20 protein-coding genes are annotated in these 26,015 nt (G+C 59.4%); 4 read left to right on the top strand and 16 right to left on the bottom strand.

All coding sequences use genetic code 11. From position 1 onward, the window contains the following. Window positions 1-79: 79 nt before the first annotated feature. Window positions 80-1,966: a heparinase II/III domain-containing protein gene (locus C477_RS00460; protein WP_008892448.1), complete on the top strand. Its 1,887-nt coding sequence runs from the start codon at window positions 80-82 to the stop codon at window positions 1,964-1,966. A gap of 368 nt (window positions 1,967-2,334) precedes the next feature. On the opposite strand, the gene C477_RS00455 is transcribed toward C477_RS00460, so the two are convergent. The 13 genes from C477_RS00455 to C477_RS00405 form a co-directional block, all read right to left on the bottom strand. Beyond that, a complete protein-coding gene (locus C477_RS00455) occupies window positions 2,335-3,282 on the bottom strand; it encodes an FAD-dependent oxidoreductase (RefSeq protein WP_008892447.1) in 948 nt (315 codons plus the stop codon). Between the two features lie 100 nt (window positions 3,283-3,382). Next, window positions 3,383-3,556, bottom strand: a complete 174-nt coding sequence (locus C477_RS23915) for a hypothetical protein (protein WP_008892446.1) — start codon at window positions 3,554-3,556, stop codon at window positions 3,383-3,385. After that, window positions 3,557-4,735: an ABC transporter substrate-binding protein gene (locus C477_RS00450; RefSeq protein ID WP_008892445.1), complete on the bottom strand. Its 1,179-nt coding sequence runs from the start codon at window positions 4,733-4,735 to the stop codon at window positions 3,557-3,559. After that, on the bottom strand, window positions 4,732-5,928 hold the full coding sequence (locus C477_RS00445) for an ABC transporter substrate-binding protein (protein ID WP_008892444.1): 1,197 nt from the start codon (window positions 5,926-5,928) through the stop codon (window positions 4,732-4,734). Before C477_RS00445 ends, C477_RS00450 begins: the two co-directional genes overlap by 4 nt. Beyond that, window positions 5,921-7,087 carry an ABC transporter substrate-binding protein gene (locus C477_RS00440; protein ID WP_008892443.1) on the bottom strand — a complete coding sequence of 389 codons (1,167 nt, stop codon included), beginning with the start codon at window positions 7,085-7,087 and terminating at the stop codon, window positions 5,921-5,923. Before C477_RS00440 ends, C477_RS00445 begins: the two co-directional genes overlap by 8 nt. A 243-nt stretch (window positions 7,088-7,330) precedes the next feature. Beyond that, window positions 7,331-8,461 (bottom strand): FecCD family ABC transporter permease, encoded by a 1,131-nt coding sequence (locus C477_RS00435; RefSeq protein WP_008892442.1) that lies wholly within the window; start codon window positions 8,459-8,461, stop codon window positions 7,331-7,333. Then, window positions 8,458-8,649 (bottom strand): hypothetical protein, encoded by a 192-nt coding sequence (locus tag C477_RS23315; protein ID WP_152423236.1) that lies wholly within the window; start codon window positions 8,647-8,649, stop codon window positions 8,458-8,460. The genes C477_RS00435 and C477_RS23315 overlap by 4 nt, the downstream gene beginning before the upstream one ends. A gap of 253 nt (window positions 8,650-8,902) precedes the next feature. After that, entirely contained in the window at window positions 8,903-9,904 is a 1,002-nt protein-coding gene (locus C477_RS00430; protein ID WP_008892441.1) for a HEAT repeat domain-containing protein, read from the bottom strand. Window positions 9,905-10,405: 501 nt separating this feature from the next. Further along, entirely contained in the window at window positions 10,406-11,089 is a 684-nt protein-coding gene (locus C477_RS00425) for a haloacid dehalogenase type II (RefSeq protein ID WP_008892440.1), read from the bottom strand. 147 nt (window positions 11,090-11,236) lie between these two features. Continuing rightward, a complete protein-coding gene (locus tag C477_RS22685) occupies window positions 11,237-13,312 on the bottom strand; it encodes a dipeptide ABC transporter ATP-binding protein (RefSeq protein ID WP_008892439.1) in 2,076 nt (691 codons plus the stop codon). 2 nt (window positions 13,313-13,314) lie between these two features. Then, window positions 13,315-14,217: an ABC transporter permease gene (locus C477_RS00415; RefSeq protein ID WP_193366245.1), complete on the bottom strand. Its 903-nt coding sequence runs from the start codon at window positions 14,215-14,217 to the stop codon at window positions 13,315-13,317. Window positions 14,218-14,222: 5 nt separating this feature from the next. Then, the gene (locus C477_RS00410; RefSeq protein WP_049914031.1) at window positions 14,223-15,194 is read right to left on the bottom strand and encodes an ABC transporter permease; all 972 of its coding nucleotides are present in this window, start codon (window positions 15,192-15,194) and stop codon (window positions 14,223-14,225) included. A 124-nt stretch (window positions 15,195-15,318) separates the two neighbouring features. Then, a complete protein-coding gene (locus C477_RS00405; protein ID WP_239641824.1) occupies window positions 15,319-16,662 on the bottom strand; it encodes an ABC transporter substrate-binding protein in 1,344 nt (447 codons plus the stop codon). 947 nt (window positions 16,663-17,609) lie between these two features. On the opposite strand from C477_RS00405, the gene C477_RS00395 reads away from it, so the two are divergent. Further along, a complete protein-coding gene (locus tag C477_RS00395; RefSeq protein WP_239641823.1) occupies window positions 17,610-17,807 on the top strand; it encodes a hypothetical protein in 198 nt (65 codons plus the stop codon). A gap of 30 nt (window positions 17,808-17,837) precedes the next feature. Next, window positions 17,838-19,358 carry an ABC transporter substrate-binding protein gene (locus C477_RS00390; RefSeq protein ID WP_049914023.1) on the top strand — a complete coding sequence of 507 codons (1,521 nt, stop codon included), beginning with the start codon at window positions 17,838-17,840 and terminating at the stop codon, window positions 19,356-19,358. 1,429 nt (window positions 19,359-20,787) lie between these two features. Here C477_RS00390 and C477_RS00380 read toward each other — a convergent pair. Next, window positions 20,788-22,221, bottom strand: a complete 1,434-nt coding sequence (locus C477_RS00380) for an MATE family efflux transporter (RefSeq protein WP_049914022.1) — start codon at window positions 22,219-22,221, stop codon at window positions 20,788-20,790. Window positions 22,222-22,433: 212 nt separating this feature from the next. On the opposite strand from C477_RS00380, the gene C477_RS00375 reads away from it, so the two are divergent. Next, window positions 22,434-23,834 carry an SLC13 family permease gene (locus C477_RS00375; protein WP_049914057.1) on the top strand — a complete coding sequence of 467 codons (1,401 nt, stop codon included), beginning with the start codon at window positions 22,434-22,436 and terminating at the stop codon, window positions 23,832-23,834. A 178-nt stretch (window positions 23,835-24,012) separates the two neighbouring features. Here the strand turns inward: C477_RS00375 and C477_RS00370 are convergent, their stop codons facing one another. Together C477_RS00370 and C477_RS00365 are read right to left on the bottom strand one after the other, a co-directional pair. After that, complete coding sequence (locus C477_RS00370; RefSeq protein WP_008892429.1) at window positions 24,013-25,347, bottom strand: CoA-binding protein; 1,335 nt, start codon at window positions 25,345-25,347, stop codon at window positions 24,013-24,015. Between the two features lie 91 nt (window positions 25,348-25,438). Beyond that, window positions 25,439-25,984, bottom strand: coding sequence for a helix-turn-helix domain-containing protein (locus C477_RS00365; protein WP_008892428.1), 546 nt, complete (start codon window positions 25,982-25,984; stop codon window positions 25,439-25,441). Between the last annotated feature and the right edge of the window lie 31 nt (window positions 25,985-26,015).

The raw sequence follows: 26,015 nt of genomic DNA, 5'->3' as shown, positions 1-26,015 counted from the left end.
GAAACGGCATCGGCTGGTTCCCAGACCGAGTCCGGGTACGACCTCGGGATTTATTGGCATACCGTCGGTCCTAGTGCGTATGCCGACGGCGCACGATCAGGACTATCCGCCCCGCGACTGGACGGTCGGTGGCCTCCGGGACGCCCTCGAGGGCCCCGGAGAGGCGTTCACGCTCCCGACGTACGACGACGAAGCGGCGTGGACGGCCCTCTGCACGGACGAACTGACCCGCGAGCCGGTCGAGGCGCTGCTCGACGACGCCCAATTGGCTCGTGACGGCGAGATCCCGTCGCTTACGGCCAGCCAGTATCTCGACTACGAGCGAACGGGCGATCGGACGCGCTACGAAGTCGCCGCCCGCGAACGCTGGGGTCGCCTCTCCGCGCTCGTCATCGCCGCGTGCGTCGAGCGCGACGACGACTTCGATCCGATCCTGGACTACGCGTGGGCGATCTGCGAGCAGGCGACGTGGACGTGGCCCGCACACCTCGGAGACGTATCTCGAGAGGGGCTCCCGGGCGCCGTCTCGAGCGACGAACGGACGGTCGCGCTCTTCACCGTCGGCGCGGCGCTCCTCCTCGCGGAGGTCGACGCGATTCTCGGCGACCGTCTCCATCCCGCGCTCCGCGAGCGCATCCGCTCCGAAGTCGACCGTCGCGTCTTCACCCCCTACGAGGAACGCGACGATCTCTGGTGGACGACGGCGACGAACAACTGGAACGCGGTCTGTAGCGCGGGCGTCGCGCTCGCCGCGCTCCTCCTCGTAGACGACGCCGGCCGGCAGGCGCGCATCGTCGAACGCGTCGCCGACGGTCTCGGCCACTACCTCGACGGCTTCGGCGCCGACGGCGGGACGCCGGAGGGAGTCGGCTACTGGAATTACGGCGTGGGCAACTACGTCGCGCTCGCGGACGCCCTCGAGAGCGCGACCGACGGCTCGTACTCGCTGTGTTCGCCCCCGAAACTCGAGCGCCTCGCCGCGTATCCCCTCGCCGTCGAACTCAGTCCCGGACGCTTCGTTCCGTTCTCGGACTCGGACGAGGAGAGCGTCGTCGCGCCGCGTGCGGCCGCGTGGCTCGGACGCCGCCTAGAGAAGCCGGGACTGGCGGCTCGCGGACGGTGGGAGATGGCGCGCCGTACGGACGTGTTCGCCGGCCCGAACGTCGTGTCGCTCCCCGAAATCGTCCGCGACCTCCACTGGACGCGGACGGTACCCGCTTCGTGGACGCGTGCCACCCCGCCGATCCGTCGATACTTCGGGGGCTGTGAGTGGTGGATTACGCGGGCGAGCCCGGCCGACCCGGACGGTCTCGTCGTCGCCGCGAAAGCCGGCCACAACGGCGAGTCGCACAACCACAACGACTGCGGCTCGTTCGTCGTTCACGCGAACGGCGAGTCGCTGCTCACCGATCCGGGGCGTCCCGAGTACGACCGAGACTACTTCGGCCCGGCCCGCTACGACTACGTTGCCGCGCGCTCGCTCGGCCACTCTGTCCCGTACGTGAACGGCGTCGAACAGACCGCCGGCGAGGAATTCACTGCGACGGTACTCGACCGACATTCCTCGTCGACGGTCGACGCGTTCGAGATGGATCTCGCGGATTGCTACCCCGAGGACGCCGGACTCGAGTCGCTCCGCCGGACTATAACGCTCGACCGAACCGACGGCGTCGTCTCGGTCGACGACGACGCGGTGTTCGCGAACGCGGACAACACGTTCGAGTCCGTGCTCGTCTCCACGTTCCCGATTCGAAGCGACGGGCGGCGCCTCGTCGTCGCCGGCGAACGCGGTCGCCTGCGAGTGACGCCAGACGATCCGGACGCCGACCGCAGCGTCGAACGGCTCGCGGACACTCTCGAGACGGTCGACGGGACGCGCGACATCTGGCGCGCTCGCGTTGCACAGTCCGTCAGTAGTCGCGTGACGTCGCTACGGCTACGGATAGAATTCGACGGTAAGGCGTAATTGAAAGTTGGGTTCGGGTACTTCGGGGCCGCTCACGCTGGTCTCCCCCCTCCTTGTTCGTTCGCATTCGCCCGTCGAGGTGGCTTCTCGTTTTGACGGCGTTGTCGACCACGTCTGATAGTCCGTGGGTGCAATTCCGCAAACGTACGTCGTGTCCCCGACTGCGGAAGTCCCACTAGTCGCGAACGGAGGGTGCCACAAAGCCGCTAAACTCGTGTCACAACGACCCCGATACCATCGAGAGCTCTTCTCTTCCCTAAGATCCAAATCTATGATACATACATTAGATTCTTAGTGATGGGTGTAAGAGATCTCTTTCATGGAGAACGGTCGCAGGAAGGGACAGTTACAGAACGCCCTGATGCGACTTACTCGCCGTCGGCTCCCTGCTGTCGATGTGTAGGCCGTTTCTCGGCCTCGATCGCCCGCGCTGCGTCGAGGATCAGTTCGTCGTCGATGTGTTCGAGCAGTCGCTCCTGCCCGCGCGCTCCCCGACGCTCGATCTCGTCGTCCGAGATGTACATGCCGATCCTGCGATCGATTTCTCGCTCGCGCAGCTCCGCGAGTCGGTCTTCCTCGAGGTCGTGATCTTCGGCCACTCGGTCGTCGAAGTGCTCGCGCCAGCGGTTCCGAGCGGCCGATTCGTCCTCGAGTTCCGTCTCTCGGCGCACCCAGTCGTAGTAGTTGGCCACCGAGTCGGGGTAACCCCGCTCCCGTCGGACGGCCTCGACGACGGAGAGTGCGGTCCGAGCGCCGCGACCGGCGGCCATCAGCGCCTGGTAGCCGGTGTCCCCGTACGGTGACGCAATGAACAGGTCGTCGACCGGCGTCGTCCCGTCGCTCTCGGCGTATCCCTTGTCGAAATGCTCGTGTTTCTCCCCGTCGTGTTCGTAGGTCTCGAACATCGCCGCCTCGTCGTCGAGCCCCCGCATGTACTCGCCGTCGTAGCGCGTGGCCGCGACCACTCGACGGGCGGTGACCGGTACCACTTCCTGCAGATCGATGACGAATCCCTCACCGCCGTCATTGCGCTCGATCGACTCGACGAGGGCGGGGACGATCTCGCATCCCGCCTCCTCGGCGTGATCATGCATCAGCCCGTACAGCGTCTCGATGTCGATCCCCGCCGGGAAGCCGAGGTAGTTCTCGAGGTGTGCACACCGCTGGATCGACGAGCGGCCGCGATCGAAGATGACCGTATCCAGCCCGTGGCGAGCGGTGAACACGCCCGCCGCGCAGCCCGCTGGACCGCCGCCAACCACGACGACGTCGTGATCGAACGCCGCCTCCGTTTGGGTGCGATCTCCCTCACTCACTGGTGAACGCCTCCGTTGTGCCGTCCGCCGCTTGCAGTCTCTCGAGCGGCACTCGCGGTGTCGTCTCGGTAGTGGTATAGATACAGATCATGGGCTGTCGTCAGCGCCTGACCTTCATTGGGCGGTCGGCAGCGATGAACGGCTCATTCTCCCCGTCGGCGAAGGCCAGTCCGCCGCACTCGGTTCGGCAAACGCGCCACGACGGCAGGTCGGGGATGTCGTACGCTTCCGGCTCGCGGAAGGCGCCGGCGATCGCCCACTCTCGAGCGCGCATTCACCGATCACCCGTGATGATCTCTGCGACCGCCTGGCGGTCGAACAGTTGCTCGTCGTCGGGAATCTCCGGATACGGCCCTTCGGTGTACGTCGGCCACTCGCCGAAGACGTCGGGGTAGAGCTGTTTTGCGGTCATCTCCAACTGGAACAGGTTCAGGATCGGCCCCTGGTAGCGGGCACCCTGCGGATAGACGCGCTCGTTTTGGACCGCGGAGAGCTTCCGTCCGGCGGCGTGATCTCGCAGCGACGATCGAATCCCGGCCATATCGGTTTCGGGGTGGAGCCCGCCCAGCGAGAAGATCACGTCGGGATCGGCCTCGAGCAGCACTTCCATATCGATCGCGTCCCCGGAGGAGATGGTGTCGCTCAGCGCGCCGACCGGACTGAGCGGGCGCACGTGCGCCGTCAGAAATCCGGGCGTGTCCAGCGTGTAGACGTAGATGCTATCGATGTCGCTCATCCCCGCCAGCACCGCGGTCGGGCGCTCCTGTTCGGGCGGCAGCTTCTCCTCGATCGTCTCGATCAGGTTCGCGTGTATCTCCGCGAGCCCCTCGTACCGCTCCTCCTCGCGGAAGGCCTGGGCGACCTTCTCGAACATCTCCCAGAGTGTGTAATACTCGTACCGGTCGGCCCACTCGGCCGGCGGCTCGTCGTGTCTGTCGCTGAACTTGTTCCCGAACCACGGGGCGATGGTGTCCCGAATTTCCTCCACGTCCGATGAGTTCTTGCTGTCGAGAGCGTTCACGCTCGCCGGATCGGCGAGGTGGACGTCGCTGTCGAGTTCGTAGAGTTTCTCCTTGCTCGGATCCCAGGACGAGTACAGGCCCGTCCAGTCCAGCGTGACGCCGGGGAGCCGTTCGGTGAACTGATTCCACAGCTGGTCGTAGTACTCGGGCGCGTGCATCGCGTTGACGTCGTCGCCGCGTCCGAGGGCGAACGCCATGCCGGCGTGGTGGGTCAGCCGCGTGAAGACGCTCTCCGGCGGCGAGTCGAACGACACCTCGCCCATCGGCGCCATCGTCACCGAATAGGTTCCGTCGGAGTCGGCGTCTCCGTTCTCGCTTTGTCCGACCAGCCTCGAACAGCCTGCGAGGGCCGTTCCGGCCGCGAGCGTTCCGCCGTATTTGAGTACGTTTCTGCGCGTCGATCTCTCGGTTATCTCGTCATTGCTGTTCATGCGTCGAAGTCTCCGTTAATAATGTCTGCAACTCGGTCGCGATCGAACAACTGCTCGTCGGCCGGAATCTCCGGATACGGCCCCTCGGTGTAGGTCGGCCACTCGCCGAAGACGTCGGGGTAGAGCTGTTTCGCCGCCATTTCGGTCTGGAAGAGGTTCATGATCGGCCCCTGATTCCGTCCGCCCTGCGTGTGGATGCGTCCGTTCTCCACGGCCGACACCGACGCAGTCGTCGGATCGTCCGCGAGTCGCTCTCGCGTTTTCGTCACGTGTCTGGCCTCGGACATTCCCGCGAGACAGAGGACGATGTCGGGATCGGCCTTGATGAACGCCTCGTAGTCGACCGTCGACTCGGTCGGCACGTCGGCGAAGACGTCCGTCGCGCCGAGGGGCCGGGTGTGTGCCGTCAGGAAGCCCGGCTCGTTCAGCGCGTACACGTACATGCTGTCCTCGGACTGGTTGAGGATGATCATCGCCACGCTCGGCCGCTCGTCTTCGGGCGGGAGGTTTGCCTCGATGGTCGCGAGCATCTCGGCGTGGACGTCGGCGAGCGCCTCGTAGCGCGCCTCCGCCTGAAAGACCCGTGCGACCCGCTCGAAGATCTCCCAGAGCGTGTAATACTCGTAGCGGTCGGCCCACTCGGCCGGCGGCTCCTTGTTCGCGTTACTGAACGTGTTCCCGAACCACGGGGCGACGGTCTCGCCGATCTCCTCGATATCGTCGGTACCCCAACCCCCCATTATCGACATGTAGGCGGGATCGGCCAGATGGAGGTCGCTCTCGAGTTCGTAGAGGTACTCCTTGTCGGGATCCCACGTTCCGGGGAGATCCGCCCAGTCGACGGCGACGCCGTCGAGGCGCTCAAGGAACGCGTTCCAGATCGTGTCGTTGTATTCGGGGTTGTACAGCATCGAGGAGACGGCGTCGCCGTGGCCGGCCGCGAGCGCCATGTCGGCGTGGTGTGGGAGGATCGTGAGGACGTTCTCCGGCGGTCGCTCGAACTCGACGGTTCCGCTCGGGGCCATCGTCACCGAGTACGTCTCACCTTCCGACGGCTCGGAGTCGCCGGTACCGTCCCGTCCGACCAGTTCCGAACAGCCCGCGAGGGAAACGGTGGTCGCGAGCGCCCCGCCGTACTTCAGTGCGTCTCTTCGCGTCGGTTCTCCGGTCGTCCGGTCTGCGTTCTCAGTCATCGGTGAGGTCGCCGTTGATAATGTCCGCAACGGCCTGGCGGTCGAACAGTCGGTCGTCGCCGGTCACGTCTCCGAACTCCTCGGGGAACAGCTGTTTCGCCGCTCGCTCCGTCAGGAAGAGGTTGTGGATCGGCCCCTGATTGAGGTAGCCGCCGCGGTAGACGCGCCCGTTCCGGACGGCAGAGAGCTCGCTCCCGACGGGGTGACTCTGCATGTAATCGAGCACGACGTCCCGGAACTCCGCGGCGGACTTTCGCTCGTGACCGCGGACGAGGATCACCTCGGGATCGATCTCGAGTAAGTTCTCGTAGTCCAGCTCGCCGCGGTTGGTCGTGCTGAGGTTGTCGATGTCCGTCCCCGTCAGCGCGTCGTGGACGCCGAGGTCGCGCCACTGTTTCTTGCTCGTCCCCGCGTCGTCGATTCGGTACGGCGAGAACGTCTCCGGCTCGTCGGTCCCCTCGAAGGTGAGGAAGACCTCCGGTCGGTCCTCGCTCGGGGGGAGCCGTTCCCGTATCGACGCGATGAACTCGTCGTGGAGTTCGCTGAACGCCTCGTAGCGCGCTCGTTCTTGGAACACCTCGGCCACTTTCTCGAAGGCCTCGTACAGCGTGTAGTAGCGGTAATCGTGCCAGTCGTCGGAGCGCCGAAAGATCAGGTTCCCGACGAACGGCGCGACGGTCGACGCGATCTCGTCGACGTCGTCCTCGTCCCAGTCGTACCAGTTGACCAGTATCTGGGGGTCGTACAGGTGCACGTCGCTCTCGAGTTCGTAGAACTCCTCTTTGGTTCTGACCTCCGGATACCGCTCGAGGACGTCTTCGTCGACGGTCACGCCGGACAGTTCGTCGTAGACGTACGTGTAGTAACGATCCGCACCGCCGACGCCCGTTAGCCCGTCGGCCTGCCCCAGCGCGACGGCCATGTCGGCGTAACCGCCGTCGTACGCGGCCCACCGTTCGGGTACCTCGTCAAACGCGACGGTTCCCACCGGTTCCATCGAGACCGAATAGGAGCCGTCGTTCTGGTCGCTCGAGTCGTCGCTCCGCCCGACCAGATCCGAACAGCCCGCCAGGGCGGTGCCGGCCGCGAGCGAGCCGCCGTACTTCAGCGCGTCTCTTCGCGTCGATGTCTCGGTCGTGCTGTCGTCGGTGTCTTTCATTTGCTCGCCTCCGTTATCAGTCGATCTCCGCGTCGCCGAACGCGTCTCATCTCGTCTCTCACCATGAGTTTAGGCTAACCTAAAATATAATAAATCCTCCGATTGTTAGGCGGGCCTAAAACATATCGCTGATCGATCGGTCTGCGAAAGACGGGACGCACGCCTCGTCGACCGGTCGATATCGACGTCCGGCAGGCGCCTCGAGTCGCCAGCCCGATCTGCATCCGCATCGACTCGCACCGCTCAGATCTCGCCCATATTCTTCTGTTTTCGCATCAGGTAGAGGAAGTACGGGCCGCCGAGGAGTCCGGTGACGATACCGACGGGAATCTGGGTGGGGCTCAACGCCAGTCGCGCACCCACGTCGGCGCTGACCATCAGTGCCGGACCGACGAACAGACAGCCGACGATCAGTTTCTTCGAGTCGCTGCCGACGAGGTTTCGCACCATGTGCGGGACGATGAGCCCGACGAACCCGACGATTCCGGCGACGGCGATGCTCGCCGACGCCGCGAGGACGGCGACGCCCGACAGTGCGAACCGGGCTTTTTCGACGGACATGCCGAGCGACTGCGCGGTCCGTTCGCCCAGCAGGAGGACGTCCATCTGGCGCGAGCCGACGACGGCGAGCAGGACCACCACGACCGTCGACGGGAGGACGAGTCTCACCTGATCCCAGTCGGTCCCGGTGAGCGACCCGGTGGTCCACGCGATCGCCGACTGGACGACCCCGATATCGTCCGCGAAGAAGAACAGTCCCGTCTGTAGCGATCCGAAGACCGTCCCGACGATGACGCCGGCGAGGACAAGCCGAATCGGCGAGGTTCCGTTCTTCCAGGCGATCACGTAGACGATGAGAAACGCCACGGCACCTCCCACCGCGGCGATTATCGGAAGGAATGCCGTCAGGCTCCCGAAGACGACGAGCGTCAACAGAATCGTGAGTCCGGCCCCGGAGGAGACGCCGAGAATGAACGGGCTCGCGAGTTCGTTTCGGGTCACCGCCTGAAATATCGCTCCCGAGACGCCGAGGTTCATGCCGACGAGCGCCGCGACGAAGACCCGCGGCAGCCGGATGTTCCAGACGATGAGGCTCTCGGAACTCATCTCGGGCATCGTTTCGCCCAGCAAGAACGCGTCCCAGGCCTGCGGGTTGAACACCACGTCCGGATTGAACAGCGCGCGCCACGCCTCGAAAAACGTCATCGAGTAGGCGCCGTAACTGATCTGTATCAGCCCGCCGGCGAAGACGACGGCGATGCTGGCGAGTACTACGGTGGCGAGTTTCGGATCCAGGAGCCACCCGAATCGCGACTCGGTTAGCCGCGAGCTCGCGGTTCGTCCCGTTCCGACGTTCGACTTCTTCTCGCTCATCCTCGGATCGTTCCGGCTGGTTCGCTCGAGAGCGGCTCTCCGGTGCGCTCGGTTTCGTTGCGCGCGTTGCCACCGTTTCCATACGGCTTCAGCTGCCGTTCGAGTGATACGCCGTCGCTGACTCTACCGCCAGGCGGCAGACGGCGTTGCTGAACCGACGCCTCCAGCCACCCGAATTTGCTGCTCATACCGATTTAGGCCAGCCTAAAATATAAATCCGTTACGGTTTTAGGCCAGCCTAATGATTGAACGGTAATCACGACTGTGGCTCCCTACGGTACGTTTCGCTCTGGTTTCGCTTCGTCTCCGTCCGATCCATCGGTCCGTTCGATCAGACGATAGCGGCTGGCGAGCGGCGATCCTACTGGAAGACTGGTCCCGGTTCTGCAACTGCGGGCGCCGTCGGAGAATCGACACGTCTGCACCGACGTGACCCAACTCTCAGTATGGGCCGCCGCAGTGCGGACACAGCGGCGGCCCACCTTCCGGCACTGCCGTCCCGCAGTGGGGACATTCGTGGTCCGGCGACGTGATTTCGTCGACGATTTCGTCCGTCCGTTCGCGAATCGACTCGAGCGACCCGATCTCGTCGGTACTGTCGGTCGTGTTCTCCCCCGCAGCCGCTGCAAAGCGTGCGCGTTCGGTTACGAATGGTTCGTCGCTCTCCTCGGCGAGCGTCGCGAGTCGTTCGGACGAGATTGGCGATCCGTTCGGAGCGGTCCGCGCAACCATCCCGAGCGCCTCGGCGGCGCGCCCGCGAACGTGCGGACACTCGTCCTCGAGACGCGCCGAGAGAGCGTCGACCGCGTCGGACAGGGCGGCCGGATACTCGCTGCCGACTGCGACGAGCGCCGTACAGAGGTGATAGCGCACGAGTTTCTCCTCCGCGTCGAGATGCGCCGCGAGATCGGCGATTCGGTGACGCAACCGGCTCGGATCTCCCAGCGCGAGGTACGCGAGCGCTTTCGCGAGTTTCTCCTTCACTTCCGGTTCGTCGAACGACAGTCCGACCACGAGATCCGCCAGGAGGTCCGGCGTCGCGACGTCCTCGGGGTAGTCAGCCCCGATGTAGCCGAGCGCCTCGGCGGAGCGCGCTCGAACGTAGTAGAACTCCTCCTCGTCGGCGAGCCGACCGGCGAGAGCGTCGATGTCGTCGAGCACAATGTCCGGATTCGCCCTCGAGAGGGCGACGAACAGTTTCGCGGCGTTCAGCCGAACTGATCGAGCCTCGTCGGTGAGATATGGAACTAATTCGTGAACGTGTGGGCCGAGAACGTCCGGATGATCGTCCACGACCGATCGCACCGATCGGAGCAGTTCCTTCCGTCGTTTGGGCTCCGCTCGCTGATACGCCCGGAACGACGTGCTGACGCTCTCGCGAGCGCCGTCACGAAGACGCTGCGTTACGATATCGATCGGCGGTAGTTCGGGGACGTCTTCCATCGTATATCGGACTCGTTAGTGGCCACTCACGTTGCGTCGTGAAAAACACCGGGGACACCGCTGTCCGAGCGCTCTCCGTCATGATCTGTGTTGTGGAACGGTGGTCGCGACCAGATACTGTATGGGTCGGCAACTGTACGAGGTCACTCAGAACCGCTTTCTCGAGACAGCTACTCCCGACTGATTGCGAACGGCGACCTCCTCTTCCGGGTCGCTGCCGTCTCGTGTCCACGTTTTTGGGATCTCACAGCGGTAGCAGCGCGGAAGCCCACGGCTTTAGCCGTGGGAGGAAGCGCGTCGCTCCGTGCAACATTCCACTATCGATACCGGCGGGAAAGCCCAGATCGTTCTCGAGATACGCACAGTGATGGATCGGGGAGAGACTACGATCCGGAACGCACGTCTCAAGGCTGCTTCGGGCGGTAAAGATACCGGTAGCACAACCGATAGGCCGCCACCGACGATCAGTACATCAAAGCAAAGGTTAGGCTATAACGTATTTCAATCTCCCAGAGTATCTGCGAATTCGTGGAACGTGTTTACCTCGAGGTCTGCATCGCCCAGAATATCTTCCCACGTGCGGTCGTCTCGGTTTAGCCATACCCCCTGCATACCAGTATGCATCGCGCCGAGAACATCGTTCCACGACGCTGTCACGTGGGCGATTTCGGTTACTGGCGTACCAGTCTGTACCGCTGCATGGCGATAGAGACGCGGATCGGGCTTGTAGAAACCGACGTCGCTCGCGCTGATAGTCCCAGAGACGTAATCATCGATTCCGGCCGACTCGATCATATCATCCAACATATCGTGGTCACCGTTGGATAACACGTATACTTCGTACCCTGCATCCGTTAGCCGTTCGAGTCCCGGTGGTACATCATCGAAGGCCGGTCGATTTTCCCATGGGCTGAGCATTTCTTCCCGTTCGCTTTCAGGGACATCTATTTCTAACCGCTCGATAGTGTAGTCTAATGCTTTCTCGTACTTCTCTCTACAGGATCGGAACTCACCCAGCATTGTGCCGACTAACCCATACCGAGTGGCCCTCGTGCCCCAGATGCGAGCCGCTTCTTCTGGGTCGTCGGTGTACCCCTCGAATACCTCTGGAGTAGAAAGTTGGTGAACTAGGGTCGTGAACGAATCTGTCAGTACGGTGTTAACCTGGCTTGATTCGAACGTCATTCGTATGATTGGACAAAGCCACTGATCTTAAAACCGCCGAACGTAACTGTATAGTAACCGATTGCAGGTATGTAACTGAAACTAGGTACTAACTCTCCTTCCGCAAGGAGTGAACGACATCAGCCGTGAGCGAGTAGGGGGGATAGTTCACCGGGAGATCTCGTCCGCAAGCTCCTCTTCATCGAGGTGACATGCGATCTGATGTGTATCCCCGTCATCGGTTTCGATAGTTTTGAGCTCTGGTTCTTGGTGTTCACATTTCGCACCCATGTATTGAGGACAACGAGTATGGAACGGACACCCGCTAGGTGGATCACGGGGGCTCGGAACGTTCCCCTCGAGTTGAACGCGGTCCGATTCCCGATTCGGATCTAGATCTGGATTAGCTGAAAGTAACGCTCGAGTATACGGATGATACGGGGGTTCGAAAATCGACTTTTGTGACCCGACTTCCACGATCTCTCCGAGATACATGACCGCAATCCTATCGCTAATGTGTTTCACGACGCTCAGGTCGTGACTGATAAACAGGTACGACGAATTATACTCCTCGCGAAGCATTGATAATAGATTTAGTATGGTGGCCTGGACACTCACATCAAGTGAACTAACTGGTTCGTCGAGGACGATAAACGCTGGTTGTGCAGCGAATGCCCGCGCAATCGCAACACGCTGTTTCTCTCCGCCCGATAGCTCGTGTGGATACCGCGAAGCGTAGTTGCTGTCAAGACCAACCTGATCCAACAATTCACTCATCCGTTCGTGACGCTCATCATTGTTCGAATCAGTAAGCAATTTCAATGGGCGTTTCAATTGATTGCCAACCCGTTTACGTGGATTGAGGCTGGAATGTGGATTCTGAAAGACAATCTGTGCATTTGAACGGAATTCTTGAAGTCCGGAACTATCTAGACTATTTATATTCTCTCCGTTAAATGTTATCTCTCCATCCGTAATGTCAAGTAGCTTGAGAAGGGTCGATCCGAGAGTACTTTTTCCACAGCCGCTTTCACCAACGAGTCCGAGCGTCTCTCCCTTATTCACGGTTAAATCAACACCATCAACGGCTTTGACAGGTGGCTCACCGCCGAAGATTTGATCAAAGAACGAATTCTCGCCAAAGTATTTCTTCACATCCTCCGCCTTGAGCAACTCTTCGCTACTTGTCGATGCACTCGACCGATCGGGTTCTATATCCGGTTCGATCGGGTCCTCAATTGCGTCACTCCACCGTCGACACCGTGTCTGATGGTTCGTTCGTTCGTCAACTACTTCCGTGGTAATTTCCCCAGATTTGCAATCGCGTTCTGAGAATTCACATCTCTCTGCGAAGATACAGCCATCCGAGATCTCGGTTAGGTCCGGTATTTTTCCTGGGATTGGGTTTAGCTTCCTATCTTCTTTCACGCGTGGAATAGCTGCGAGGAGACCCTGCGTATATGGGTTTGCAGGGTTATTGAATATCTCCGTGACAGGACCCTGTTCCATTACCTCACCGGCATAGAGGATGGTAACTCTATCACACGTCTCTGCAATCACACTGAGGTCGTGCGTGATGAGGATGATTGCGGTATCGAACGAGTCTTTGAGTTCCTGAATTAGATCGAGTATTTTCGCCTGTGTAGTGACATCGAGACCGGTCGTTGGCTCGTCAAGGATCAAGAGCTCCGGATTGCACGAAAGCGCCATCGCGATAAGGACGCGCTGTTGCATGCCGCCGGACAATTCGTGTGGGTATCGTTCGGCATTGTATTCGGGGTCACCGATACGTACCGTCTTCAGTATCTCATGCATCCGTTCTCTAGCTTCCTGATTAGTAACATCCTCGTGTTCTCTGATTGTCTCAGAAATTTGTTCACCAACGCACAGACTGGGATTCAGAGACGTATTCGGGTCCTGCGGGACATGGGCGATCTGCTTTCCTCGGAGATTCTGAAGTTCTACCTTCGGAAGGTTCTGGATTTCCCTATCTTTAAATTGAATCGATCCATTCGTCACTTGTCCATTATCATCGAGATATTGGAGGAGTGAGAGTGCAAGTGTACTCTTTCCACTCCCACTCTCCCCTACAATCCCGACTGTTTCACCCGTTTCAAGGGAGAGGGATACGTCGCGAAGCGCTTGTACACCTCCAGTTGGTGTTTCGTACGTTACACTGAGCGAATCGACTTCCAGGATACTGTTCCAGTTTTTCCGGTCGGTTGGGTAACTTTCGTGTGACATGGCTACATCACCTTAGACTCCTCTACTCGCGGGTCTAGAACATCGCGTAATCCATCACCAAGGAGATTGAATCCCAGAATAGTTGCCCCGAGCCACACACTCGGCCACAACCAGTACCAGATCGTACTCCAGAGGTGATCATAGGCGGTTGAAATCATGTACCCCCAATCCGGTGTCGGGGGCTGCGTACCTAACCCGAGGAAGGAGAGAGACGCCCCGGTAAGAATCGCGAATCCGACTCGAATCGATCCTTCAACGATAACTGGCGAGGAGATATTCGGCAGAATCTCTCTGAAACAGATATACAGTCGCGATTCGCCGCGCGCTTCCGCTGCTCTAATGAATTCTTCTTGTTTCACGGAGAGCGTGCTACTTCGCACAACGCGCGCGATTCGTGGCGTGTATACGGTAGCGATTGCGATCACCGCATTGAAAAGGCCCGGCCCCATCATCGCGACGATCAAGAGTGCGAGTAAGAGGGACGGAATACTCATTAGCGTATCCATGAGGCGCATAATCAGTTCGTCTACCCTCCCGCCGATATACCCAGAAAAAACGCCGATAGGAACGCCCATACTCATTGCTAGCCCCGTCGAAGTAACTCCGAGTAGGAGGCTTGAACGACCGCCGTAGAGCACACGGGAAAACAGATCTCGGCCGAGGTGGTCCGTTCCGAGAAGGAATTTTCCGCCTGGACTGGCAAGTTGAGCCCCCATGTGAGTTTCAGTCGGGTTGTACGGTGCAATAATTGGAGCAAGGACAGTCAGTATAACAATCGGTGTGAGTAACGTCAGTCCAACTGCACATCGTCTGTTTGAGAGAACTGAATGAATCAAAACTTTCAGCCGGTCAACTAATGTGTCTCCAGTCGGAACGGTCGTCGAATTTTGTTTTTCTGTTGCCATTATTGTCACCTCGCTGATCCGCCGTAACTGATACGCGGATTAAGGTAGGTGTAGACGATGTCGGCAGCTAAATTGGCAAACGTATAGACGAACGCAACTAGCAGAATTGAGGCCTGTAAAACGGGGACATCACGATGGGTGACTGAATCGACGATTAGCCGGCCAAGTCCGGGATAGGCAAACACTTCTTCGACCACTACGATACCACCCATGAGAGATCCTAAACTCATCGCTAGGAGTGTGACCGTCGGCATCAATCCGTTTCGTACCGCGTGTTTCAGGACAACCGTTTTTTCATCGAGCCCCTTCAGTCGTGCAGTCCGGATATAGTCTGACTTGAGTATGTCAACCATCTCGGTTCTCGTCAATCGCATCAGATGTGCGATTGACAGTATCGTTAATGTCGTAACTGGTAAGACGATATGTGATAACCACTGTCGGATTCCACCATCGGAAATGGAAGTATACCCCCCAGCGGGAAACACCCCAAACACCGGTCCAGCAAATACGACGAGTAATCCGGTTCCAGTAACGAATTCAGGAACACTGATCCCGAGGTATGATACACCAGTTATTCCGAAGTCGATCTTGCTATCGTGATAGACAGCAGCGATAATTCCTAACGGAATCGAAATTGATGTAATAGTTGCCAGGGTGATAACTGCGAGATAGAGCGACCGGGCGCCTCTGGTTACGATGAGGTCAAATACCGGTCTGTTGTGTTGGAAACTGGTTCCCCAACTACCCGTCAGAAAACTCGAGAGCCAATCGATATATTGGATATAGATTGGTTGATCGAGTCCTAATTCCCGTTCGAGGGTAGAGACCTTTTCTGGAGTGGCATAGCGACCGAGAATTGTTTCGGCGGCATTCCCCGGAAGTACTGTCGTTATTCCAAATACAATAATCGATATTAGTATAAGATTAAGAATAATATATACCAACCGTTTTGCAAGATATCGATTGGATACGTGCATTTGTTATGCCCTTCTATTATATGTCTGACTACAGTTCGTAGCGCCTGTAAGCAGTGGTTTCAGTATCATTTTCTCATGGGGACGATGATCCATTGACTATCGTTGCTGTCACACTGAATCCCCGTTATTGCATTTCCACTCTATCTAAATGATCATGTTCTAACATGCTGTGGCGTTCCCAACCATCAACTTGCTCTGCATTTGCTCCGAGATTCTCCATATGAAATGGGATAACGTACGGTCCTTCCTCGTACATAAGTTCCTGAACGCGTTCGTACATTTCGCCCCGTTCTTCTTCGTCTGTGGTCCGTCTTGCTTCCTCGATCAACTGGTCTTTCTCTTCGTTTTCCCAACTATTTTCGCTCCACCAATCACCGTCGGACCAGATCAAGTTACTCAAAAGGTGGTCCTCGTTCAGATATGTCCCGTAGTGGACCGCATACGTCGGAGATTCTCCCCAAATTTCTGTATTGAAGTAATCGTAACTAACCTGTTCAAGGTCCATTTCAACACCGATCTGACTAAACTGTTCCTGAAAAAGGACCGCTGAATTCCGTTGCTCCGCGGGCTCTGATGGCGTATAGAACGTGATATCGAAGTCCTCCGTGAGATGGAATCCGTCCTCGTATCCAGCCTCAGCGAGAAGTTCCCTTGCGCGTTCTAAGTCTTGTGACCGATTTGGAAGATCCGTGTGATATGGGAACATCGGTGCGAGAACTGAATCTTGACCGATTCTCCCGTATCCTTGTAGAACGCTTTGAACGAACTCCTCTCGATTCACTGCTAGCTTCATTGCTCTCCGTACGCGATTATCGTTCCACGGCTCGTGTTCGTTGTTCATCACAAATGCGATGAAATTACCAGCAGTGGCTCGCTGCGGTTCAACGTGATCAATCGATTCGAGACGATCGAACTGGCTAGGATCTGTTCGATGAATGATGTCTGATTCGCGATTTTGAAGCCGTGTGACCTCTGTCCCAGAGTCGGGGACGTGACTTAGTGTAAGTTCGTCGGCGTATGGAAGTGTGTTTCCTTCCTCATCCGTGAGGTAGAAATCAGGATTCTGGCGCATGATGATTTCGTCCTGATTGGAAAAGGAGTCTAAAATGTACGGTCCACTCCCATACTCTTCGGTCTGAAGCGACTCGAAATCGTTTTCGATGATATCCTTCGGGACGATTGAAGCCCATGCTAGCGATTGATACTTCGGAAAGTCTGGGTTTGACCGAGTGAGATTGAACCCGACGGTATACTCATCAATTACTTCGGCATTTTCGATCCCGCCAAGCGTCCCTGCACCTGGGTGCTCTCCCTCAATAATTGTATTATAAGTAGTAGCAACATCTTCAGCGGTGACCGTCTTCTCGTTGTGGTGAAATACAGCGTCATCGCGGATTTCTACCGACCATTCTGTGAGTTCGTCGTCTTGTGCCTCCCATTCCGTTGCGAGGTCATCTTCCCTTTCCATATTATAGTTGATACGCGAGAGTTGCGAGTACATCATACGAATAGGAATGAAATTGGCGTATCTGGATGGAGTATGGATCGGGCTGATATTCGTTATACTTCGCGGAACTGTCATATTTAGCACACCATTTTCGGCCTGACTTGAACACCCAGCGATACTGGCCGCGATTCCACCACCCAGTGCTTGCACGAAACGCCGCCTTTTCATAGATGAATCCACACCGAATATCTCGACCCTCGGTTAGTTTCTCTTATGGTATAGTAGTCGAAATGAATTGCTGTCTCGTTTCCGACTTCTCGTTCGCGGTTCCGGCGGCGCGGTTTGAATTCTCGAGTACGGCCCCCGTGTCCGAATAAGAACAAATGGATACTCTGCCACTTCAGTCGTTCCTTCTTGGTATCTGCGCCCATTCGATGGCGGTCGAAAGTGTCCTGACAACCATGGTCGCGACAGCACCGAATTGGAGCACCATCTGAAACGTCGATATCGTGTCATCTGGCTTGTGGTCGTGACCGTGATCTGCGTGCTCTTCCGCGGGAAGGACGGTCGCATCGATCCACTCGCTGACGTACGATCCCGGTCCACCGGTGACTGCGTCGTTCCCGACGGAATCAAACGCTCTGTTGCTCGCTGACTCGAAACACAATATATACAAACCAGCTTTCAGCAAATAAAGTTGAGTTGATGACGACAGACTCCGATCTCGAATTCCCGAGCGCATCGTTCTCCGTCAAAACAGTCGAAACGCGTCGGTTGCGGTCGATCGCGTGCAGCCGACCGGCTGGGCGCGGAGCTAACGGTCGGTCGATGTCAGTACCACCTCTCGATTATCGGACAGGCCGTCTATTCCAACGGTGGTGAAGACGGCTAATGGCGCTGCCATGATACGAGTGCTGCTCACTCGACTCGGGTCGCTGACGGCCGTTATGACGTCCGTGTCGCTGATCATGTACAGGTTCGTCGACCTCACACTCGGCGACCCGGCCTACCAGATACTGCGAGAGCAGCGACAGAGTCCGCCGTCGGAGCGCGAAGTCAACGCCTTTCGCGCCGAACACGGATTCGACGAACCGTTCGTCGTGCAGTACCTCCTGTCCGACGGCTCCAGCGAATCGACCGATCAAACGACCGACTCACGACGCTGACCGTGACATGACCTACAATCACAGTCCGCTATGAACCGACGCACCGCACTGAAAACGACGTTTGGTGCCGTGACACTGACTGTCTCCGGCTGTCTCTCCACCGAACCGGAGACGGCCGACTTCCGTCTCGGCGGCCCGTGGAAGCCAGCCCGGGATCCCCTCGACGGCGGTACAATGCTGCGCCGGATTGGAATCTCCGAGGCCCTGATCACCGTCGATTCCGATGCAAACCCGGCTCCGGGACTCGCAACCGACTGGGAGCGACTTGACGACCGTCAGTGGCAGTTCGACCTGCGCGACGACGTGACGTTTCATGATGGCGCGTCGTTTGACGCGTCGGCGGCTGTCGAGTCGCTGCGTCGGACTGTCGACTCCTCAGCGTTCGCGGCCGTACCGATCGAAACCGTCGAGGCCGGCGACGAGACGACCGTCATCGTCGAAACTGAGACACCGTTCTCGCCGCTTCCGGCCCATCTCTCTCGCAACGAGGCTGTTATCGTTAGTCCAGATGTTATCAACGACGACGGCTCGGTCACGAACCCGGTTAGTACCGGCCCGTTCGCCCTCGATTCGTTCCAGTCCGCGTCAGAGATCGTCGGTCTGCGATACGACGAGTACTACGGGGAGATGCCGTCGTTCGAGTCCATCCGCTACGAGGTCGTCGAGGATGATCAGACCCGCAGGATGAAACTCGAGAACGGCGAACTCGAGATGGCGCGCATCCTCCCATACGAGATGGTCGGCGACCTCGAAGTCGACGACGACATCGAGGTCCTAACTCCAGAAATTCCTCGAATCAGGTTCCTCACGTTTGATACGACTTCCGAACCGTTCGACGACCAGCGCGTTCGGCAGGCCGTCCACTACGCTATCGACCGTGAGGTGATTACCGAGTCGCTTTTCGACGGCATCGTCGATCCCGCTATCGGTCCGTTCTCATCCGACGTTACCGAGTGGGCGAATCCCAACCTCGAGGTCAACGCGGCCGACCCCAACCGCGCTCGATTGCTGCTCTCGGACGCGGGGTGGACTGCCGACAACGACAATGTTCGGACGCGCGACGGCGAGGAACTGTCCGTCGAATTCCTCACGTTCGATGCCAGAAGCCTGCCGCTGATCGCCCAGGCAATCCAGGATCAACTCGCCGCTGTTGGGATAGATGTCGACGTGACGATGATGGAGTACAGCGCGATGATCGACCGCGTCAGCCAGAACTCGTTCGACGGCTATTTCGACTCTTGGGGGACGCTCTGGTATCCGGATCCAGATCGGCTCACCGAGATGTTCCACTCAACGGACGCGACGATTCATCACGGGTACGAGAACGACCGCGTCGACAAGTTGCTTGAGGACGCCCGCGAACTCACCGACCGCGAGGAGCGACTGGAACGCTACTACGAAGTACAGGAAATCATCGTCGAGGAAGCACCGATCGCCGTTCTTACCGACTATGTGAATGTGGTCGCAACCGCGACTGGCGTGAGTGGCTATGAGCCCCACCCGACCGAACTGCGATTCGGGCTTGAGTCGATAATGCTAGACGAACAGTAGTGAACCCGTTCATCAACGCTGTCGAGTCTCGACGGTAGCAAGTTTGGCCGACGGTACGGCGCGTGTTAGTTCGGCATGTCGACGGCCACCATGTACAGTTCCAGTTTTGGTTTCTCTCCCTGGAGCATCGAATGCATCAAGGTACCATATCAAACTGTTCGAACCCGTGCGCCGCGAGAAAGTCGATCTACCGTCGGTGTCGTGTCTTTGTCATCGGTTCAGGAACTCGCCTCAAGATGCATTGCCGTTCGGTACTCGCGACGCCACGTAAATGATATTGATCCGAGTGCGCAGCGAAAATCTCGAGTGACCGCAGCTACTGGCGTAATCAAACACTCTGACTTCAGTCCACACACGTAGTGAACATAGTAATCTACATCCCGACGTTGTGGTCGTGACACCGGATAAATTCTCTATAGCATTATGGTGTTTATGTATGGCGTGTTCGCGGTGTTGGCGGCTCTTAGTCGCCGAAATCGACGGAACCATCATCGAGTAGAACACACGTGATTACTTCGATAATCAAGTGTGTTTTTGCGCGGGTCTCTCCCTCTGCGAACCGTGAACGGTGAATCTCAGCGGGGCGCGGCCTCTCGAGGCTGACCACACTGGCCGGCGCGACTCCTGTGGCGGAGCCGCTCGAGTCGTTTCCCCCGATCACAATCGACGGAGAGTGAGGTTCGGCAACTACCGGCTGAACCTCGAGCGCTATGTCGAGGATCTTCTCGAATAGCTCGAGACTAATTCGACTACGGACGTGATACTCGATGAGCTGGACGAACAAACGATTTCACGATACGCATGCGACCTCGCCGGTTGCAATCTCGTCCCAATTTCGTCCGTCGCGCGCTGTCGCGTACCGTATCGGGCGCCGTTCTCGCCGGTCCAGCGCGCGACGCGCTGTCGTCGAGACCACCGAGACCGTATCGATCGCGGATCCGTCCGAACTCACATCCACATGGGTCTCGGAATCCGCATTCGAGTTCGTCTCGGCTACTAGCTTCGCGTGAGATCGGCTGCGTGAGCCGCCGACTACCAAGGTGGTTTACAGACGTACTTTCGTAATAATCTCCGTTGTTTTCGTACCCTTCATTCTTACTAACGGATAGGTTCTATGTCTGTTCTCTATTAGTGAACAATGTTATCGATCGAAGACGGATCCACATGTCTCGCGAGAGACTCGCCCGTACCAAGTCCATCGAGCGGAATTCGTTGTTGGATCAGAATGGTACTCTCCATCGGTTAATCGGGTCGTAGACTGGTTTCAGCTATCAGTTCGGTCCTCCGTCGATCGGTCTCCCCGGTTGGTGGCCGGTTCGCGGACAGCGAACGCGTCCCTGGATGTACGACGTCATCCGCGTAATCGTCCTGTTAGCGTTTCCCAATGGCGTACGGTCGGTGCATTCTCCTGGTACGCACCGCACGCGTCTCAATCCGTGGTCCCCTGGGATCGCTCGCGGAGCGAGCGACTGACGTCTCGCCAGGCGCCGGTGTAGTACCGATAGAGCGTGATCGCGGCGGGCACGAACATCTCTCCGACCAGCGAGAGATACAGCGCTGTGACGCCCAACGGCGTGGCGACGCCGAGATACGCGATCGGTAGCGCGACGCCGTAGAGGCCGATCAACGCCGCGTAAAACGGCCAGCGGGTGTCTCCGGCGCCGCGCAGCGCACCGGTGGCGGCCTCGTCGAGTCCAAGTCCGATCGTCGCGACGGCAGTGACGCGAACGAACGTCACGGCCAGGTCGATGACCGCCTCATCAGTGACGAACAGCCCCGCGATCGGTTCCGCGAAGATGATAACGACGACGGCGACAGCGACGTAGGAGAGCAGCGAGAACCGGATGATCTCGTCGCCGTAGGCCGCCGCAACGTCCTCCTCGTCGCCGCCGAGGTGGCGTCCGACGAGGCTGCTCGAGGCGATCGAGAACCCCCACGATAGGCTGTTGATCAGGTCCCGCATCCGACGGGCGATCTCGTAGCCGGCGACCGTGACGGAGCCGAAGACGGCGGCGATGGCCAGTAGCGGGAACGCGACCGCGGCCCTGGCGAGCTGCTGGAATATCAGCGGCGTGCTCACGGAGACCAGCGATCGAAGCAGCGACGGATCGACGAGCGGGCCCGACAGCGAGAGGCGGACGGGAAGTGTGTCCCGCGTCGGATAGGACTTTCCAGCGAGGCCCCAGCAGAGCCCGGCCGTGATGAGCACGGTCGAGACGGCGGTGCCCAGTGCCGCACCGACGACACCCATCCCGAGGCCGAAGATCAACACGACGTTGAGAACGATGTTGATCGCGGCGCCGCCACCGCGGAGCAGCATCGGCGTGAAGGTGTCGCCGATACCGGCGAAGATGCGGCTGGCGATCTTGTTGTAGAACTCGAAGACGATTGCCGGCGCGACGACTAACAAGTACGTTGCCCCGTACTCGATCGCCGCTGGGTCGTCGCTCATGAGCCCGATAAGGAACTCGGGCCGCCAGTAGAAGACCGCGGCCAGCGGCACCGACAGCGCCGTCGCGATCAGATAGCTCTGCGTGATCGTCCGATTGGCGAGATCGATCTCGTCGGCGCCATAGTGCTGGGAAACGAGGCTGATCGAACCGCCGGACAGCCCCAGCGAGATGCGGTCGCCGAGTTGCCAGTACGCGTACGCGAACGCGAGCCCGGCGATCGCCGGTGACCCCGAGACCAGTCCGACCATCGCGACGTCAGCGGTCTGCTTCGACATCCGCGCCAGTCCGGTAACGATGCGCGGCCACGCGAGATCCACCGTCGCTCGCAACCGAGTCCGCTTGATGACGTTCGCTCGCTCTAAGAGCCCCGCGAGCGCACCGAGGACGGCTCTGAGCAATCGAGGTACCATTCACCGGTACCTCGCGAAGACGCGTAATAACTGTTCGCATACGGACCGGAGCGGTCCCGCCGTGGCCCGTGATCGGTGCTAGGGGAGGAGCGACGCTCAAGGCGTCGTCCGCCCGCTGGGCCGCTGTGACCCATTGGCCACCGTGGATCGGAGATAGCTGTGGGAATCTCGATAGATTTAACCCTAAACTCTGTGACCGTATGCACGAAACGATGGACAGTCGGTCAGCGCTTGAGGCGTTCAGAACTCCACGAATAGCATTCACCGTTGCGATAGCACTCGCCGCAGCGGTCTGGGTCGGTCTCTCCGGCGGGAGTGGCGGTGATGTCGCGTGGATACTCTCGATCACGGTCTTCTGTATCTCGCTGTGGGTCATGACGCCGATTCCGCCTGCGTACACAGGGCTGATCGGTATCGGACTGATCGCCGTGACGTTCTCGACCGAGTTGGCGCTGACTGGCTTCCAGAAGCCAGCGACGTGGCTCATCGGCTTCGGACTGTTGATGGGGGAGGCGACGCGCCGGAGCGGTCTCGCGAACTGGGCCGGGACTCGTATCACCGCTCGAACGGTCTCCGAATCGGCCGAGACGCAGCCGATACAGACCTATCGGCGGCTCCTACTCGCGCTCTCCGTCGGCGCGCACGCGTTGGCGTTCCTCATCCCCTCGTCGCTCGTCCGGATCCTCATCATCGCACCGATCCTCACGGAGACCGGCGAACTCTTCGACGATCGGTCGGCGCGTGTCGGCCTTTTCCTTGGTCCGGCGTTCGCCACCTTCTACGGCTCGGCGGGCATTCTCACCGCCGATCTTCCGAACATCATGCTCACCGGGTTCGGGGATTCGATCGCAGATCATCCCGTCTCCTGGACGGAGTGGCTGTACCACATGTACCCGGTTATGGGGCTGACGCGCGTGTTGCTCGTCTGTGCTGTCGTCTACTACCTTTTCCGGCCGGACCAGTCCGCGAGCGTTGACGTCCCGACGGAAACGGGCGGCGATGCGTCACGGACCGAACGGCGCATGCTGGCCGCCCTTCTCGTCGGGGCGGCGATCTGGGCGACCGACTTCATCCACGGCTTTCACCCAGTCGTCGGTGCGGTCGTCGTCGTCGTGCTCGCCTTCCTCCCACGCGTCGGCGTCACCGACTTCGAGAGCGTCGGCGAGACAGACTTCTCGATCCTCTTTTTCATCGCCGCCGTTTTCGCGATCGGCGATGGGCTGGCCTACACCGGCTTCACCGAGGACGCGGCCGACTACCTGCTCGCGTTGGTCCCGACCGATGCGCCGCTCGCGATCATCCTCTCAGTCGTCTTCGGAATTACCTTCATACTGACCTTCCTGATGGAGGGGCTGGCCGTCGCGAGCGTCCTTACGCCAGTTCTCATCCCCTACGCGGAGGCCGTGGGGTTGCCGCTGACGCCAGTATTGATGTCGGAGACGCTGGCGCTGAGTTCGTACTTCTTCCCCTACCAGTCGGCGGTCCTCGTGGTGATCCTGGCCGAAGGCACGGCCGACACCGGTGACGTCATTCGTACCACGGTGGCCTGCTCGGTCGCGACGATCGTCCTCCTGCTCCCGCTGCAGTTAGGCGTCTTCACGCTGCTGTACTGATCGCTCACCCGCGACCGCGATCGCTTCGCCCCGCTGCGAGGACGGCCTTCAGCGCCGAGAACTCGAGTCTGCGGCGGATCGAATGCGACCACCCCTATCGATTGCAGCGTTCGATATCAGAAACACTGCTGACGAGCAGTCAGACCGCTCCGTCTATCGATCCCCGCTGTCGCTGCAGCTACGCGTCGTCTGGGATCGAGTCGATCAGTGCCGCAACCGCGTTCGCCCCGCGCTCCGGCGCCTGGAAGGTCGGAATTCCGGCCGCCTCCATCTGCAGTCGCTCCTTCTCGAAGCTCTCTGGGCCAGCGACCGTGAAGAGGATCGGCTTCTCGAGGTCGTCGGCGAGTGTCTCGAGTTCCTCGACCGGGTACCCCAGCGAGTCCTCGTAGATCTCGTAGACGATGACGACGTCGACGTTGTCGTCGCGGGCGACGGCGTCGATCACCTGCCCGAACTCGGGCAGCGGGCGACCCGTGTCGACCGGGTTCTCCGTGTAGGTGATCCCCTGCAGGAGGTCGTCCACGCGCTCCTGGGTCTCGTCCTCGAGATCGGGGAACTCGGCGCCGCGCTCGTTGATATCATCGGCGAGGATGATCCCTGGGCCGGCCTGCGCCGTGACGAGGCCGACGTTTCGCCCCGCTGGGGTCGGCGTATCCGCGATTGCGCGACTGGCGTCGATGAGTTCGGTCACCGACGAGACGAAGACGACACTCTCGCCGGTGAGGGCTTCCTCGTAGCGCTCGCGAGACTGGTTCGGCGCGCCAGTGTGTGACGCGACGAAGTCGCTCAGTTCCTCGCTCCCGGCCTTGTACGCGACGATCGGTGTCTCCGCCTCGCGGCAGGCCTCGAGGAACGCGTCGACGTCCTCGGTCCCCTCGATGTGGAGCGCGATCGCGTCGGTCCGCGGGTCGTCGTCGAGGACCGGAATGAGTTCGACGAACCCGGTGTTCGCCCGATTTCCGAGCCCAAACATCGCCGACACACCGTACTCCTCGCGGTCCAGTTGGAATGCGGAGGTGATTCCGACGCCGCCGCTCTGGGCGAGCAGGGCGACGTTCCCCGTCTCGACGTCGCGGATCTCCGGGACGAACGACCCGTAGAGGTCCAGATGCGGGATGCAGTAGCCCGCCGTGTTCGGCCCGAGGATGGTCATGTCGTACTCATCGCCGATGCGGACGATTTCGTCCTCGCGCTCTCGGCCGTCCTCGTCGACCTCCGCGAAGCCACCGGCGAAGATCACTGCGGCACCGACGCCCGCTTCGCCACATTCCTCTAAGACCTCCGGAACGACGGGACTGGGAACGCAACACAGCGCCAGATCGGCGTCGGTGTCGTGGACCGAGTCGACGAACTCGTAGCCGTAGACGCTCCCCTCGCTGGAGGGGTTGACCGGATAGACCTCGCCGTCGTAGGTACGAATGTTGGTCATCGCGTCGTTTCCGAGCTTCCCGGGGGTCTTCGATGCACCGATGACGGCGATTCCGTCCGGATCGAAGAAGTCAGTTACTCCCATGTTCGTCCACTATCGAATATTGTAATATAAATTGTGGGGGAATGGACTTGGACCTGCAAAATACCTTCAAATCACGGAATTTGTAATTCGCTTACTCGCCGTGCTCGAGGTACTCCTGTCCCTCTTCCGTTTCCGCGAGGATGTCGTCGAACACGGCCGACTCGGTTTGGAATTTATGAACGCTGTGGAGCATTGTGTTGTGGAAGTCGGAAATCAGATCACCGTGATCGATAAAGAAATCGTGCACCCAACTTTCCATCTGATCGTCCGTCCGGAACTGGGCAATGGCGTGCCACTGGTAGTCGGTGTCTGCGGTGAAGAACATCAGGACGTGCGGGTCGTTCTGAAGCGCCTCGTAGCAGTCCCGCCAGTGGTCCTCGAAGTTCGGGAAGTTGAAGGAGACCCGGAACAGGTAGTGGCGGAAGATCTCCCGGTTCGGAAGGACCATCTCACGGAACACTTCCTCTTCGGACATCGTCCGCAGGATCTCGTTGATTCGGTTGTGGGACAGCGAGATTCCGTACTCCTCCTCGAGGAGTTGGCTGAGTTCGCGCGTCGAAGACGTCGGGTTGTCGACTCTCGCTTTCAGAATGGCGATGTCGCGGGGAGAGACATCGAAGGAATCGTCGTCGTTCATTGTAATCGTCAGTGTGTGACACGTGGTAAAA

This window comes from Haloterrigena salina JCM 13891, from assembly GCF_000337495.1.
Classification (GTDB): Archaea; Halobacteriota; Halobacteria; order Halobacteriales; family Natrialbaceae; genus Haloterrigena; species Haloterrigena salina.
The sequence above is the reverse complement of the archived record's forward strand: the minus strand, read 5'-3'. Positions and strand labels throughout refer to the sequence as shown.